This is a genomic window from Haladaptatus cibarius D43 (assembly GCF_000710615.1).
In the GTDB taxonomy this organism is placed as follows: Archaea; Halobacteriota; Halobacteria; order Halobacteriales; family Haladaptataceae; genus Haladaptatus; species Haladaptatus cibarius.
The window spans coordinates 207384-221986 of sequence record NZ_JDTH01000006.1; the positions used below are offsets into that span (position 1 = coordinate 207384).

Below are 14603 nucleotides of genomic sequence, written 5' to 3' on the forward strand. Positions count from 1 at the left end.
ATCTCTTATTGGGAGTATTTCTGACAAACCAACTGTCGAACATCGACAGTCGGCGCTATTCGACGGTAACGAACAAAACCGGGAAGCAGGGGAGACAGCCGTGGCTATCCGAAGATAGACCGTGTACTACCCCGCGACGACCCGGTCAGTGAAGGAGAGAGGTGGTCATGATTCGACCTTGGTTCCCGATATGACGACACCCATGAAAAGCTTTGTGGTGGTGTCAACGATGGGAACTAATTGGGAAGCCGAAAACGAATCTTCAGACGAGCAGTTGAATGTCGGCCTCGGCCATATGTTCGAGGGCGGTGGCCGCGCCGACGCCCGAAACGACGCCGTCGTAAAACTCATTTTCGTCGTAGTCCATCAACTCCATCGTCATCTGGCAGGCTTGCAGTTCCACGCCGGTTTCAATCGACACGTCGATGAGTTCCTCGATGGTCGCGGTGCCGTTCTCCTCGATTTTCTTCTGCATCATCTTCGTCGCCATGGAGTCCATACCGGGAAGCGCCGCCATCGCGTTCGGCATGGGCATACTCGGGTTGCCGACCGCACTGAGTTTGAGATTTTTGGACTTTTTCTCGTGCAGGATGTCCAGTCCCCAGAACGTGTGGAAGACGACCACGTCCCACCCGAACGCGGCGGCGGTGCTGGCGAGGATGAGCGGCGGGTACGCCATGTCGAGCGTGCCTTTCGTGGCGATGATGGTCATCTTCTTCTGGCCGCCGACTTCCTCTTTCAGGTCGGCGAGTTCGCCTTCCAACTGCTCAATTCGCTCGTAGAGTGCGTCGTCGGTTCCGACGCCATCATCGTTTTTGCCGGTCTGCTGGGAGTGTTGCGTGTCGGTACTCATGCTTACTCCGTTTTCCGGACGAAGTGGCGGTAGACCGCTTCGCCACCCGCCTCGTCTTCTTCCTGTTCGAGCAGTTCGACGCCGTCGGTCGTGTTGGCCCAGCCCTTTAGGTCGCTCATGCTCCCGGAGTCGGTTGCGACGACCTCCAGCACATCACCCTCGGTCAGTTCGTCGGTCGCCTGTTTCGTCTTGACGACCGGCATCGGGCAGTTCAGTCCTTTTACGTCCAGCGTCTCCGTGATGTCGAATTTCGTACTCATTGTGAAGTCACCAATGTGTTGTCTTGGATGTACTGGACAATACCGTTCGAACCATTAAAAGTGTGTTGGATATTGTGCCTTATGCGCACAACAGAATAACATAGATGCACCGTCTGAAGGCCCATATAATTCAGTTAGGAATACATCCCATATCGGTATTGCAGAGAATTTGGAATACTATGCGAACTCTTTTGTGTCTGTGCCCGGTATCTACAGCTGTCCATGAGCGAATCACCGTTCCCGTCACCGACTGCCGAAGTCGCGTCGGTAACCCCAAACGAACTGTACGAACGAATCGACGCGGACGAATCCGTGACCCTACTCGACGTTCGCGCGACGGACGAGTACGAGAAGTGGAAAATCGACGGCGAGAACGTCGAGAGCATCAACATTCCCTATTTCGAATATCTCACGGACGACCCGGACGACGAACTGTTCGACCCGGTTCCGAAGGACGAGGAAGTGACCGTTCTATGCGCAAAAGGCGGGTCGAGCGAGTACATCGCCGGACTGTTCACCGAGCGAGGTTACGACGTGAACCACCTCGAAGACGGAATGAAAGGCTGGGCGCGCGTTCTCGAACGCCGCGAAATCGAGGACGAGAATAAGAACGCAGACACAACGGTTATCCAGTATCAGCGACCCTCCAGCGGATGTCTCTCCTACCTCGTCGTTTCGGACGACGAGGCGGCGGTCATCGACCCACTTCGAGCGTTCGCCGAGGAATACGCAGAAGACGCGAAAAACCACGGAGCCGAACTGAAATATGCCATCGACACGCACGTCCACGCAGACCACGTCAGCGGCGTTCGAACCGTGACACAATCAGGCAGTGCTGAATCGGTCGTCCCCGCACCCGCAGACGCCCGCGGCACCGAGTACGACGTGCCGTACCGAACCGTCGAAGACGGCGAGAAACTCCCGCTCGGGAATACCGAAGTCGACGTGGTTCACACCCCCGGCCACACGACTGGAATGACCTCCTACCGGGTCAGCGGCGTGCTGTTCACCGGAGATACTCTCTTCACCGAGAGCGTGGCTCGCCCCGACCTCGAAGAGGGCGACGAGGGCGCACCAGCGGCCGCAGGAACCCTCCACGAGACGCTTCAAGAGCGGATTCTGTCGCTTCCCGACGAAACCGTGGTCGCACCGGCGCATTTCAGCGATTCGGCGACTCCCGCCGAAGATGGCACGTACACGGCGACTATCGGCGATTTGGCCGACTCGATGGACGCGCTCTCGATGAGTCGCGAGGAGTTCGTGGAGTTCGTGCTGTCGGATATGCCGCCACGGCCTGCGAACTACGAGGACATCATCGAAACGAACTTGGGCGAACAGCACACAAACGACGAGGAAGCGTTCGAACTCGAACTCGGACCGAACAACTGCGCCGCGAGTCGAGACTCGCTCACGAGCGACTAACGCGGCGGGAGACAGAATATGGCACTTTCGTTACTACAATCGGCACTCATGCCAGCACTCACGTTCGCGGAACTGTTCCCGAACGGCGTTTCCCACTACGCCATCGGCGGCGTGTTCATCGGACTCGGCGTCGCCGTCATCTACCTCGGCACCGGCATCATCGCCGGGGCGAGTACGTTCTTGGAGACGACGCTGTCCTACGTCTCCGGCGTGCCGCGATTCCAGAAGGGGAAATACGTCGCCTCCCGCGATTGGCGCGTCGTCTTCACGCTGGGAATCATCGGCGGTGCGGCAATCTACCAAGTTATCTTCCACGGCGAAATCTGGACGACAGACGTGGAGTGGTGGCGACTCCTCAGCGGCGGCGTCCTCGTCGGTATCGGAACGCGAATCGGCAAGGGCTGTACGTCCGGCCACGGCGTCTGTGGCGTCGGATCAGCCTCGTTCACCTCCATTGTCAACGTGGCGACGTTCATGACGGTTGCAATCGGAACCGCACAACTGATACAAGCGATGGGTATGGGGATTTCGCCATGAGCGAAAAAACGAGTGGGAAAACGACGGGAAAACAGAACGAACGCGGGCCGCTATTCATGCCGTTGATACTGGTCGGCGGCCTCATCTTCGGGTTCGGACTCGGATTCAGCCAGATGGCCAAACCCGAAGTCGTACTCCAGTTCCTCCAGTTCGACGATTTCGGCCTGCTGTTCGTCATGGGCGGTGCGGCGGTCGTCACGGGAACGACGTTCGCCGTCGCAACCAGACTGTCCGGAAACGCACCACTGACCGGAAAAGCGTACACCCGGCGACTGAAATCGTTCGACAAGAACGTCCTCGTCGGCGGTGGCATCTTCGGCATCGGATGGGGCATCTCCGGCATCTGTCCGGGGGCCGCTTACGCCAGCGTCGGGTTGGGGAACTACCTCATCCTGTTCGGCATCGGCGGGATGTTCCTCGGCGCGTATCTCCAAGGGTTGTGGCGAAAACACCGTACAGACGCCACGAGTCCCACAACGAGTGCGGACTGATCCGGACTATTGAAATCGCCTATCGACCTCTGCCGAGTGGAGTGTTGTGAAAACCTTGCAAAACCCTTTTACGTCTCAGCGACCAACTCTCGCGTAGACAATGGCAAACTCGATGGCGGAGTATCTTCAGCAGGATATGGAGTGTGAGGGCCTGCTGGAGTGTATTCACGGGCTGAAAGAACTCGACAGACAGTGCTATCAGGTCGTCGTCGAGAGCGAGGAATCGCTGACCATCGACGACATCGCAGACCGAATCGAGCGCGAGCGTTCGACCGCCTACCGCTCCATCCAGCGACTTCTTCAGGCTGGCTTCATCCAGAAAGAGCAGGTAAACTACGACCAAGGTGGCTACTACCACGTCTACCGGCCGACCGACCCCGGCGAGGTGTCCCACGAAATGCAGCGAATGCTGAACGAGTGGTACGCGAAGATGGGCCAACTGATTCAGGAGTTCGAGGACAAGTACAACGAAACCGAACGAACCGGCCAACCGGTCTAACCAAACTCGTTCGTTTCTGTCTGTTGTTTGTTTCGCATTCCGTGATCGATTCTACGATGCCGATAGTCATGGGAAGCTATTTGAGGAGTCTGTGATAACCTCCGGAAAATGGCACTACTCGACGTACTGATGCAGGTTTTACATACCGTTTTCGCTGGCGTCTGGGCAGGATGGGCGCTGTTCATGGCGCTCCTCGTGATTCCCGCGGCGCAGAAAGGCCATCTCGGAACGGAGGGACTCAGATGGCTCACGAAACGTTTTTCGCGGTTTTCCATGCTGGCTTCCTTCGTTCTGTTCGCCACTGGCGGTCACCTCGCCGGAACCCGGTACACCGTCGAACTTCTCGGCGGAAGTCCGCGCGGCCACCTCGTCCTCACGATGGTCGCGCTCTGGTTCGTCCTGACCGGTATCAGCCACGGCGCGAGCAGCGGTCTGCTGAAGAACCTCGATGACGGTGCGATGCGCGCCGCCTCCAAATACGCATCGTGGTATTACGCCGGGGGCGTCGTGGCTATCGGCCTGCTCGTCGTCGCCGGGCGATTGTAATGGTGAACGAATGGGTTCGAACCAGGCGCTGGCGACGGTGTTCGACATCGTCTTCGTAGAAAGTGAAATTGCGACCACGGGTAGGTGTAATTTTATATATGAAAACGAAACCACTCCGAGCTATGTGAACCGCCAGTAGCCATTTGCCGATAGGGAACGTGAAAGAGATGGATGTACGAGCGAATTCTCCTGCCCACGGACGGGAGCGACGCCGCGGACAGAGCAATCGAACAGGCCCTCAATCTGGCGAAAACCTACGACGCGCGGCTGTACGTCATTTCGATAGTTGACCAAACAGCGATTCCGCCGGACGTTCGCGCGGACATACTGTATGAAGAGCTACAGGAGGACGGCGAGCAGGCGGTGGACGACATCGAGCAAAAAGCGAGCGACGCGGGAATCGACGTTCGAACGTCGATTCCCCAAGGAACGCCGTACAGAACCATTCTTGATTTCGCCGACGACCACGACGTAGACCTCATCGTGATGGGGACGCACGGAAGACGCGGCATCGACCGCTATCTCCTCGGGAGCGTGACGGAGAAGGTCGTTCGCCTCTCCGAGCGACCGGTGTTGACGGTTCGAATGGACGAACCGTCGTAGAGACAAATAGCCGATAATCTCGTGTTTCAAGCGTTTAAGCCCGCATTTCCGGTCACAAGCTTTTGATGGATGCTACCGTAGAGCGGAGCGGGTAGTCGGGAAAATGAAAGACACAATGAACGATTGGGGCGGATGAACCTTTTCGAAAGCCTTCGAATCAGTTGGCGAAACATCCGCGAACACAAACTTCGCTCGACGCTGACGACGCTCGGCGTCATCATCGGCGTGGCCGCAGTCATCACGTTCGTCACGCTCGGCGCGAGTTTGCAGGCGGACATCATCAGCACCGTCGCGGGGGGAAACGCGGCGACGATGTACGTTTCGGCGCAATCACAGAGTGAAACCGGGCTTCCGGACATCGGAGGCGGAGGCCAAACCGTTCTGACGAAACACGATATGGATGGGATTCGGTCGTTACAGGGCGTCGAGGCCGCCGTCCCCGAAAGTGGCGTCGCGGCTTCGACCGTCGAGTTCAACAACTCGACGGTCGGGCGACAGTGGGTCGTAGTGACGACGCCGCCGTATTTCGACGTGAGAAATCAGGATTTCGTTTCGGGCGGGTCGTTCCAAAGCGGCGAGCGGGAAGTCGTCTTGAATCGCCCGGCAGTGAGCATGTTCGGCGAGGAAAACGTCACCGTCGGCGACAACATCACCGTCACGCGCGCCGCGGGCGGGGAGCGAGTGAACGCGACGGTGGTCGGCATCGTCGAACCCACTGACCAGTCGGCGCTCGGAATCAGCGAAGGCGCGTCACCGCAAATCTACGCGCCGACCGACCCGTTCTACCAGCGAACGGTGTACAGCCCCTCCGCAAACGAGAACCAGCGCGTCTACGGACGTGCGCTGGTGCTGGCCGAAAGCCCTTCTCAGGTTGATTCGGTACAGGGTCGGGTGTACACCTACCTCGGCGAGCAGTCCGACGCACGGGAACTGAAATCCGATAGCTATCGGTTCAAAGTCACGACGCAGGACGAACTCGTCAATCAGGTCAGACAGGTAAGCAACACATTCACGGCGTACATCACCGGCATCGCGCTCATCTCGCTCGTCGTCGGTGCCATCGGAATTGCGAACATCATGCTCGTCAGCGTCACGGAACGAACCCGCGAAATCGGCATCATGAAAGCCGTCGGAGCGCGGAACAACGACGTGCTCCAATTGTTCCTGTTCGAAGCGGTTCTGCTCGGCCTGTTCGGGTCGGCGGTCGGCGCGCTCGTCGGACTGGGCGGCGGATACGTCGCTGCTTCGATTATCGGCCTGCCGTTGGCGTTCCGGCCCGAATGGTTCGGTATCGCGGTCGCAGTGGGCGTGTTAGTCGGCGTCCTCGCGGGAATCTATCCCGCATGGGACGCCGCCCAGACAGACCCCATCGACGCGCTGCGATACGAATGATTTTGCTTTTTTGCGTGTTCGAGCCACGACGACCACCGCAAGCAACCGTTACCGCGGCGTGAACGAACGCTTACCGTCACTTCGCAAGCAGTATTCGACGGTATCCCCCCGATAGCCACTGGATAACAAAGAGTGAATCCTGCGATAGTTTTCTCGAACGAGAACACCGCCGCCACGCGTTCTTGAGCGGCCGCTCAGATTCCACCCATGGCCAGCCATCAGACGGATTCGAAAACGACACCGGAATCGCGCGGACTTGGATACGAACTGCCATGGCTCGTTCCGGCGCTGCTGGCCGGAATCTGTATCTTTTATTTTTACGTGAGTTCGCACTCGTATCCGTCGTTCGGTGCGGGACTCTACATCCACATCGCGGAACACATCATCGAAAACGGATACGCGCTCCCCGAAACCATACCGGGCTACACCGCCGAAGGAGTGCCGTTCGCGTATCCGCCGCTCATGTTTTACGTTTCTGCGGTACTACTCGACGTGACCGGACTCGACCCATTTACCATCGCGCAGTATCTCCCCGGACTGGTCAGCATCGCGTACCTGATTCCGCTGTACTTTTTCACGCGCGATTTGCTGGGGTCACGCCCACAAGCGTCTCTGGCGACGCTCATCGTCGCCGTCAGCCCGCCGGTTTTGCAGTGGCACATCTCCGCCGGAGGTATCGTTCGCGCCCCTGCTTTGCTGTTCTCGCTCGTCGGACTCTACGCCGGATTGCATCTCTTTCGGGAGAAGAATACGAGATGGCTCGTTCCCGCACTCGTCGCATTCACGCTGACGATTCTCACCCATCCGATGTACACGATTTTCTTCGTGATGAGCTATCTCCTGCTGTACGTTCGGTTTGACCGGTCGTTCAACGGTCTGCTTCGAGGACTGTTCGTCGGCGTCGGTGGCGTTCTCCTGACGACGCCGTGGTGGAGTTCGGTACTGGTCGCACACGGTTCGACCGTGTTCACCGCCGCCGCGGGAACCCACGGCGGAATCGGAAACACGATTCCGACGCTGGAACGGCTGGTCGAACAGCAGTTCAACGAATCGCCGCTGTTGTCGGTGTGGCATCTAACCGCCATCGTTGGCTGTCTCTGGTTGGTGTTGAAACGCGAATATTTCCTCCCGGTGTGGCTGTTGCTCATCGCCGTAACAATCGAGGAAGCTCGATTCATATTTCTCATCGCGGCGCTCGTGAGTTCACGGTTCGTCTTCACCGGACTCGTGCCGTGGCTTCGACGGGAATCGTCGGGGATACTCGGCCGGGAAGAGATCGTGACGTTCTCCGTCGTGCTACTTGTCACAATTAGTCTCAGCGGCGGCGCGCTGTACGCGACGGGCGGCCTGAATGCCCACGCTGGAAGCCCGTCGCTTCCACAGTTCGTGACCCACGGAGACGTGGAAGCGATGGAATGGACGAAACAAAACACCGAACCGTCGTCGGAGTTCGTCGTCCTCGGCGATGCCGCGGAGTGGTTCCCACAGCAGACGGACAGGACGATGTTGGTGGCCCCGTGGGGTGTCGAATGGAAAGGACAACATCAGTACCGCGACCAATTACGACAGTTCCGCCAGCTGTCGCGGTGTCACAGTTCGAACTGTCTGACCGTGCGATTGATGCAGATGAACGTCCATCCGGATTACGTCTACATCCCGAAGGGCACCTATACGGTTCGTGGAATGCAGCGAGAACAACCGAGCGAAATGGTGTCGAGAATGGTGACATCGCCACAGTATCGCCTCGCGTTCGAAAACGAGGATGTTGCCATCTTCAGGCTATCCGACGGCTGGCATCCACCGAAGCCGGGAACGACGGGGCCGGTTCCGATGTAGTCATCGACAGAAATCGACCGATGACTGTGGTTCACGGCTCGAATCGGGCCACCGATGGACAGGGCTTTTGCCCGACGACTGCCAACTGTAACCGATGCGCTTCGCAACCGGAGCAGTCCTCCTCATCATCGTCGCCGTCCTCGCGGGTGTCGGGGTCGTCGCGTTCGTGGGAGACGACGGCGGAACCCTCTCGGAACGCTGGGTGAGCGACACTGGCCGAGACATGAAAGGAAATCATCACGCTCCGGTGGCAGCCACGGTTGGAAACCAGTCGTTCGTTTTCGCACCGATTAGCGACCGAGGAAACGGAACCGGATGTGGCCTGTTCGCACTCGATGGCGAAACTGGGGACACCGTCTGGAGGCACCAAGTTCCGCCCGCAAACTGCACGATTCACGCCGTCGCCGACCCGACCGTCGCCGACTTCGACGGCGACGGTACGCGGGAAGTCCTCGCCGCGAGCACGGAAGACCGAGTGACGGCCTACGACGCACGTTCGGGAGACGAAGAGATGCGACACGAACTCGACGAGTACGGCTACACGAAACCAGTGGTTGCGAACCTTACGGCGGATTCAGCGTCGGAAACCGCCGTCGTAGACGTACAAGGGCGACTCTCGCTCGTCCGAACGAACGGAACCGAACTCTGGTCGCGGGATTTGGGCGGCATGGTGTGGGCACGCCCCATAGCAGCTGATTTCGACGCGGACGGTAGCAACGAACTCGCCGTCGGTGTCACACCCGGAGGCGGTAGCCACGTCCGTCTGCTGGACGGCAACAACGAAACCGTCTGGCAAAACGACGACATTACCGGTTCCGTTCTCTGGATGGGGTCGGGACAGGCCGACGACGACCCCGCGGTCGAGATTTCGGTTGCGACATCGGACGGCGAAATCGTCGTTCTCGACGGCGCTGACGGAAGTGCCGAATGGCGACGGTCGGTCGGCGACCTCGCCGCGGTGCACGACATTACGGACGGAGACGGGGACGGAAATCCGGAAGTGTACGCCGTCTCCCGCGAAGGGACGCTGTTCGCGCTCGACGCGGCCGACGGGAGCGTCGAGTGGGAAACCTCGCTGACGACGGAAACCCAGATGACCCCACCGCCAATCGTCGGCGACGTGGACGGCGACAATGAGACGGAAATCGTGGCCGCCACAAACGACGGGAAGGTGACCGTCGTCGCGCCGGATTCCGGCGACGTGTTGGCAACCTACGAACGGTCGGTACCGATTTACACCCATCCGACGCTGGCGAACTTCGACGGCGACGGTGCCGAGGAGATATACGTCATCTACGGCGATGGACGGGTCGTCTCGCTCTCGTACGAATCGTAAGCGACGCGCGTGAAAGCGGTACTGGAACTTGCCACGAGGGCATGAATTAAGCCCCTCCGCACTGTACGGCAGTACGGATTTTTGTCCTCGCACGGTGAAATTATGTCAGGAACAACCACAAATCCCGAAAAGCTCCGCGTCGGTGTCATCGGCGGCGGCTACATCGGAACGACAGTCGGTAGACAGTTCGAAGAAGACCCACGTTCGACGGTCGTCGCAATTGCGGACGTGAGCGAACCGGCGCGAGACGAGGCCGGAGATACCCTCTACGTCGGTCAAGGCTCGCGGTACGAAGCGTACACCCAAATGCTGGATGCCGAAGAGTTGGACGCAGTTCTCATCGGAACGCCGCACGTCTTCCACTACGAACAGACGATGGCCGCGCTGGACGAGGGACTTCACGTCCTTTGTGACAAACCGCTTACGACCGACCGCGGGAAGGCCCGTGAACTCGCCGAGCGAAGCGAGCAAAGTGACCAACTGCTGATGGTCGGCTATCAGCGACACCTGAATCAGGCGTTCATCCGGGCGCGAGAGCGATGGGACGAAACGAATCTAACGCCGCGGTTCATCAGCGCCGAAATCACGCAGAACTGGATTTCCCGATTCGAAGAAACGTGGCGAACCGACCCCGACCTCTCCGGCGGCGGCAACCTCTACGACACCGGAAGTCACCTCATCGACGCGGTTCTGTGGACGACCGGGTTGAAACCGACCTCGGTACAGGCGGAGATGAAATTCGCCGACGAGGAAAATCGGGTGGACGAGCGCGCACAGCTCATCGTCGAGTTCGAAGGCGAGTCGTCGGCCAGCATCTCGGTGTACAGCGATGCGCCGTGCGTGCGCGAGCACATCCACGTTTGGGATGACGAGGGCGCGCTCTATCTCGAAGGAAGACAGTGGGAGCCACGCCAGTTGACCGAAATCGAAGAAGACAGCACGACCGTCATTCCGTACATGGACAACCGACGCCACGAAAGCAAAGCCGGGGCATTCATCGACTGCATCGAGAGCGGAAAGGAACCGCCCGCGACCGCCCGCGATGCCTTTGCCGTGACTGCACTGACCGAGGCAGCATACGAATCAGCGCGAACTGGCGAGCGAATCTCGATCAATTTGGACTGAGAGCAGAAAGGCTATCTGACGTAGTGGGCCGCAATCCACGTCAGTAAGCCGAGCAAGACGAAGGGGATGATAGTCAGCAGGTGGGACATCACAAAAATCAGCGGTTCGCCCGACCACGGCGTCCAGAGAGCGAACAGGACGATGAAAAAGAGGAGGATAACCATCGGAACGATGTTCACCGAGATGTCGAGGAGGGTTTCGCGGTCGAACACGACGTCGGATTCCGCCTCGGGGTTGGCGTCCGTCTCGGCCATCAGTTACCACCCTCCGTTGATTCGCGCTCGCTTCGCTCGCGCCCACTAGCGTCAGATTTGTTTTCCTCCACCAATTCTCTTTCACTACTATCCGTTTCGCCACCGTCCGCCAGCGCCGTCTCGCGTTTCTTCTCGAACCACGTCCATTCCGGCGACTCCATTCCGTCGGCTTTGAGATTCCACGGGTCGCCGTCCTCGACGACTGGGCCTTCGAGCCACGACTGAACGATGTTCCAGACGAAGATGAGTTGGCCGATTGCGAGGATGACCGCCCCCAAGGTTGCGACCTGATGCCACGTCGTGAACTGCGGAAGGTAGGTCACGTATCTGCGCGGCATGCCGCCGTAGCCGAGGAATATCATGGCGAAGAACGTGACGTTCGAGCCTATCATCGTCAGCCAAAAATGCCAGTGGGCGAGTCGCGTCTGATACATCTTTCCGGTGTAAATCGGGAACCAGTAGTAAAACCCGGCGAACAAGGCGACCGCGATAGCACCCATGACGAGGAAGTGGAAATGACCGACGACGTAGTAGGTGTCGTGAAGAACGAGGTCAACCGGAATCGCCGCCAGAAAGATCCCGGTGACGCCGCCGATGATGAAGTTTTGGATAAATCCGACACAGAACAGCATCGGCGCAGTCATCCGGAGGTTGCCGTTCCACATCGTCGTAATCCAGTTGAACACCTTCACCGCGCTCGGGATTGCGATTGCCATCGACACCGCCATGAAACTGACGCGAAGTCGCGGGTCGATGCCGGTAGCGAACATGTGGTGTGCCCAGACGCCGAACGAGAGGACGCCGATAGCGAGCGTCGAATAGACGACGAACTTGTAGCCGAACAGCTTTCGCCCCGCGAACCGAGGCAAAATCAGGCTAACCAACCCCATCGGTGGGAGCACGATGATGTAGACCTCGGGGTGTCCGAAGAACCAAAACAGGTGTTGCCACAGAATCGGGCCACCACCGCCTTCGACCGCGAAGAAGGTGGTGCCGAAGTTGCGGTCGAGCAGGAGCATGATGAGTGCACTACCGAGGAGCGGGAATGCGAACAGGATGAGTCCCGACTGCGTGAGAATCGTCCACGAGAACAGGTCGAGTTCGGGCCACTCGATGTCGCGTTCGGTGAAGATGGTGGCAGTGAAGTTGATTGCCCCCATCGTCGTGCTGATGCCCGAAAGATGCAATCCGAGGAGCATCAGGTCGGTCGCCGGACTCGGTTGCTCCGCCGAAAGCGGCGTGTACATCGTCCAACTCGTCTGTGGTGCCGGAATGTCCGCTATCGACGCGAGCGGGAACCCGATCCAGATGAGAATCGCTGCGGGTGGCAGGAGCCAGAACGCGATGGCGTTGATGCGAGGGAACGCCATGTCGTCCGCGCCGATGAGGAGCGGGATGAAGTAGTTGGCAAAGGCCGCTATCATCGGCGTCGTGAACAGGAACAGCATCGTGAGGCCGTGCGTGGTGAGCAAGGCGTTGTAGAACCCGGCCTGCATGAGGTCGAGGTCGGGCGCGACCAACTCGGCACGCATCAGGACGACGCCCAGTCCGGCCCAGATGAACGCGATGAGCGCGTACAGGCCGTACAGCATGCCGATGTCCTTGTGGTCAACCGTCGTCAACCAGCGAAGGATACCGCTCGGTTTCTCTGCGTATTCGACGCGTCGCTCTTCGACTTGCCCCAACCCCCCTCCCGCGGGTGTGTACGACCGCCAGTCTTCGACCCGGAGGACGAAGAACAGAACGGCGAGTAAGAACCCACCCATCAGGACGGTGAGCGCCAAGTCCATTGGTAGCGCTGCCATCGTACTGTAGTTGGGCGGAGCGGGGTAATTCCTTTCGGTAAATTGTCATTTGTTTCGGGGAGGATAGCGTCCAATCAATTACCTGAACTAAATGTGACGGTAGAAGGTCGAAAATTCTGAACGAGCGACCAGTTACCGAATCCCGACAAACCACGATGGCGCGTGCGTCGGCAGGCTTGAGGCGAGCGAGATTTCGGAGAAATCTCGAAAGCGAGCGGTGTAACCGCGAGACACCGCCGAGAGCCTGCTGATTTCCGCGCGAGGGATGACCGAAATGAGTGAAGCGAATGACGGGAATCGGTTGGGGAGGTGTGTGGCCTGCGGTTGCGGTGCGGTTTGCGGTTTTCATTGGAGTCGTGGTTTGCTGAAACACGATATAATCAAATGGGGATGAGCAAACCACGACTCCAATGAAATCGCCCCAACACCGCAGTCTCCCCACTCCTCCCCGCCAGCGCGGGAGTGCATTCGCGCCTCACTTCGTTCGTCGCTCGTGCGAAACGCGCTGGCGCAACCTTCCGGCTGAGCAGTCAAGACACCCAAATCCAGTTACCGCGAGAAAGCACGCGGTTCAGAAGGGCCACGAGAAAGAGGCCGATAGTTACACCCCGCCGACGAACACCACCGCCCGCAGTTTGGGCTTTCGAGCGATATGCTCGCCCTGTCCCTGCGGTTCGACGTTCATGTAGCCTAACGACAACGCGAGTGATGATAAAAATTACCAGAATTTGAGATTTCGTTTCACCGCCTCGCGCTTGAGCTCCTGAATGTGTTGGGTCAGCGGGATATCCTTCGGGCACACTTCGGTACAGGAAAACTGCGTCTGACAGCGCCAGACGCCGTGTTCTTGGTCCATGAGGTTGATTCTGTGTTCCGTCGCCGCCTCATCTTCGCGTTCGTCCATGGCGAACCGGTAGGCCGTGCTGATGGCCGCCGGGCCGAGATACTGGTTGTCCCCCGCCGCGATGTTGCAGGAGGACATACAGGCACCGCACCAGATACAGCGCGTGGCCATCTTGATTTCCTCCCGATTCTCGCGCGATTGGCGCTGTTCAACCAGTTCGTCGTCCGGAAGCGAGTCGGTCTGTAAAAACGGCTCGATTGCGTGCATCTGGTCGTAGAAATGTTCCATATCCACGACGAGGTCTTTGATGACTTCCTGATGCGGAAGCGGTTCGACCTGTATCGGTTCGTCCAATTCGGTGACCTGCGTTTTGCAGGCGAGTTGCTGGCGACCGTTGATGAACACGGCGTCGCTCCCGCAGATGGCCTGCCGACAGGAGTGGCGCACCGTCAGCGTCGAATCGAACTCGTCGCGGGCGTAGAGAAGCGCGTCGAGAACGGTTAGCCCGCGCTCATAGGGAACGTGAAAATGGTCGAATCGCGGCTTTTGCTTTTCGGGCACGTCCGGGTCGTACCGGAACACCTTGAGGTGAACCGTGTCGGCCGAGGTTTCTTCTTCCGCCCGGATTTCGGCTTCGCGTTGTTCGCGCCGCCGTTGCCGTTTTTCGGCCATGCGGCGTTCCTGCGGCGATTGGCTGGCCCGGAACTCCTCGGCCTGCGTATCCTCCATCGGTTCGTCTGTCCGCATCTGTCCCTCCCCCTCGGATTGCTCCGTTTCCTGTTGACTCACTGGAAACCCCT

Annotated in this window: 15 protein-coding genes; 10 read left to right on the forward strand and 5 right to left on the reverse strand. The window is 58.9% G+C overall.

The window, feature by feature from the left end; genetic code table 11:
* Nucleotides 1-262 precede the first annotated feature (262 nt).
* Together HL45_RS16860 and HL45_RS16865 are read right to left on the reverse strand one after the other, a co-directional pair.
* Nucleotides 263-853: a DsrE/DsrF/DrsH-like family protein gene (locus tag HL45_RS16860; protein WP_049972356.1), complete on the reverse strand. Its 591-nt coding sequence runs from the start codon at nt 851-853 to the stop codon at nt 263-265.
* 2 nt (nt 854-855) lie between these two features.
* The gene (locus HL45_RS16865; protein ID WP_049972357.1) at nt 856-1113 is read right to left on the reverse strand and encodes a sulfurtransferase TusA family protein; all 258 of its coding nucleotides are present in this window, start codon (nt 1111-1113) and stop codon (nt 856-858) included.
* A gap of 222 nt (nt 1114-1335) precedes the next feature.
* On the opposite strand from HL45_RS16865, the gene HL45_RS16870 reads away from it, so the two are divergent.
* The 10 genes from HL45_RS16870 (at nt 1336) to HL45_RS16915 (ending at nt 10900) form a co-directional block, all read left to right on the forward strand.
* On the forward strand, nt 1336-2535 hold the full coding sequence (locus HL45_RS16870) for an MBL fold metallo-hydrolase (RefSeq protein ID WP_049972358.1): 1200 nt from the start codon (nt 1336-1338) through the stop codon (nt 2533-2535).
* A gap of 18 nt (nt 2536-2553) precedes the next feature.
* On the forward strand, nt 2554-3072 hold the full coding sequence (locus HL45_RS16875; protein ID WP_233274830.1) for a YeeE/YedE family protein: 519 nt from the start codon (nt 2554-2556) through the stop codon (nt 3070-3072).
* Nucleotides 3069-3563, forward strand: coding sequence for a DUF6691 family protein (locus tag HL45_RS16880; RefSeq protein ID WP_049972359.1), 495 nt, complete (start codon nt 3069-3071; stop codon nt 3561-3563). The genes HL45_RS16875 and HL45_RS16880 overlap by 4 nt, the downstream gene beginning before the upstream one ends.
* A gap of 100 nt (nt 3564-3663) precedes the next feature.
* On the forward strand, nt 3664-4062 hold the full coding sequence (locus HL45_RS16885; protein ID WP_049972360.1) for a helix-turn-helix domain-containing protein: 399 nt from the start codon (nt 3664-3666) through the stop codon (nt 4060-4062).
* Nucleotides 4063-4170: 108 nt separating this feature from the next.
* Entirely contained in the window at nt 4171-4608 is a 438-nt protein-coding gene (locus tag HL45_RS16890) for a CopD family protein (protein ID WP_049972361.1), read from the forward strand.
* A 171-nt stretch (nt 4609-4779) separates the two neighbouring features.
* Nucleotides 4780-5211, forward strand: coding sequence for a universal stress protein (locus HL45_RS16895; RefSeq protein WP_049972362.1), 432 nt, complete (start codon nt 4780-4782; stop codon nt 5209-5211).
* A gap of 132 nt (nt 5212-5343) precedes the next feature.
* A complete protein-coding gene (locus HL45_RS16900; RefSeq protein WP_049972363.1) occupies nt 5344-6603 on the forward strand; it encodes an ABC transporter permease in 1260 nt (419 codons plus the stop codon).
* Between the two features lie 207 nt (nt 6604-6810).
* Nucleotides 6811-8439, forward strand: a complete 1629-nt coding sequence (locus HL45_RS16905; protein WP_049972364.1) for a glycosyltransferase family 39 protein — start codon at nt 6811-6813, stop codon at nt 8437-8439.
* A gap of 94 nt (nt 8440-8533) precedes the next feature.
* Nucleotides 8534-9775: an outer membrane protein assembly factor BamB family protein gene (locus HL45_RS16910; RefSeq protein WP_049972365.1), complete on the forward strand. Its 1242-nt coding sequence runs from the start codon at nt 8534-8536 to the stop codon at nt 9773-9775.
* Nucleotides 9776-9877: 102 nt separating this feature from the next.
* Entirely contained in the window at nt 9878-10900 is a 1023-nt protein-coding gene (locus HL45_RS16915; protein WP_049972366.1) for a Gfo/Idh/MocA family protein, read from the forward strand.
* An 11-nt stretch (nt 10901-10911) separates the two neighbouring features.
* On the opposite strand, the gene HL45_RS16920 is transcribed toward HL45_RS16915, so the two are convergent.
* The 3 genes from HL45_RS16920 to HL45_RS16930 all read right to left on the reverse strand — a co-directional run bounded on the left by HL45_RS16920 (nt 10912) and on the right by HL45_RS16930 (nt 14532).
* The gene (locus HL45_RS16920; RefSeq protein WP_049972367.1) at nt 10912-11154 is read right to left on the reverse strand and encodes a DUF6684 family protein; all 243 of its coding nucleotides are present in this window, start codon (nt 11152-11154) and stop codon (nt 10912-10914) included.
* A complete protein-coding gene (locus tag HL45_RS16925) occupies nt 11154-12920 on the reverse strand; it encodes a cytochrome c oxidase subunit I (RefSeq protein ID WP_049972481.1) in 1767 nt (588 codons plus the stop codon). The genes HL45_RS16920 and HL45_RS16925 overlap by 1 nt, the downstream gene beginning before the upstream one ends.
* A 757-nt stretch (nt 12921-13677) precedes the next feature.
* A complete protein-coding gene (locus HL45_RS16930; protein WP_245800208.1) occupies nt 13678-14532 on the reverse strand; it encodes a succinate dehydrogenase/fumarate reductase iron-sulfur subunit in 855 nt (284 codons plus the stop codon).
* Nucleotides 14533-14603: the final 71 nt, after the last annotated feature.

What these genes read in the sequence shown, in the direction of transcription:
- HL45_RS16860 (WP_049972356.1), bottom strand. Translation starts at nt 853, where the DNA reads ATGAGTACCGACACGCAACACTCCCAGCAGACCGGCAAAAACGATGAT.
- HL45_RS16865 (WP_049972357.1), bottom strand. Translation starts at nt 1,113, where the DNA reads ATGAGTACGAAATTCGACATCACGGAGACGCTGGACGTAAAAGGACTG.
- HL45_RS16870 (WP_049972358.1), top strand. Translation starts at nt 1,336, where the DNA reads ATGAGCGAATCACCGTTCCCGTCACCGACTGCCGAAGTCGCGTCGGTA.
- HL45_RS16875 (WP_233274830.1), top strand. Translation starts at nt 2,554, where the DNA reads ATGGCACTTTCGTTACTACAATCGGCACTCATGCCAGCACTCACGTTC.
- HL45_RS16880 (WP_049972359.1), top strand. Translation starts at nt 3,069, where the DNA reads ATGAGCGAAAAAACGAGTGGGAAAACGACGGGAAAACAGAACGAACGC.
- HL45_RS16885 (WP_049972360.1), top strand. Translation starts at nt 3,664, where the DNA reads ATGGCAAACTCGATGGCGGAGTATCTTCAGCAGGATATGGAGTGTGAG.
- HL45_RS16890 (WP_049972361.1), top strand. Translation starts at nt 4,171, where the DNA reads ATGGCACTACTCGACGTACTGATGCAGGTTTTACATACCGTTTTCGCT.
- HL45_RS16895 (WP_049972362.1), top strand. Translation starts at nt 4,780, where the DNA reads ATGTACGAGCGAATTCTCCTGCCCACGGACGGGAGCGACGCCGCGGAC.
- HL45_RS16900 (WP_049972363.1), top strand. Translation starts at nt 5,344, where the DNA reads ATGAACCTTTTCGAAAGCCTTCGAATCAGTTGGCGAAACATCCGCGAA.
- HL45_RS16905 (WP_049972364.1), top strand. Translation starts at nt 6,811, where the DNA reads ATGGCCAGCCATCAGACGGATTCGAAAACGACACCGGAATCGCGCGGA.
- HL45_RS16910 (WP_049972365.1), top strand. Translation starts at nt 8,534, where the DNA reads ATGCGCTTCGCAACCGGAGCAGTCCTCCTCATCATCGTCGCCGTCCTC.
- HL45_RS16915 (WP_049972366.1), top strand. Translation starts at nt 9,878, where the DNA reads ATGTCAGGAACAACCACAAATCCCGAAAAGCTCCGCGTCGGTGTCATC.
- HL45_RS16920 (WP_049972367.1), bottom strand. Translation starts at nt 11,154, where the DNA reads ATGGCCGAGACGGACGCCAACCCCGAGGCGGAATCCGACGTCGTGTTC.
- HL45_RS16925 (WP_049972481.1), bottom strand. Translation starts at nt 12,920, where the DNA reads ATGGGTGGGTTCTTACTCGCCGTTCTGTTCTTCGTCCTCCGGGTCGAA.
- HL45_RS16930 (WP_245800208.1), bottom strand. Translation starts at nt 14,532, where the DNA reads ATGGAGGATACGCAGGCCGAGGAGTTCCGGGCCAGCCAATCGCCGCAG.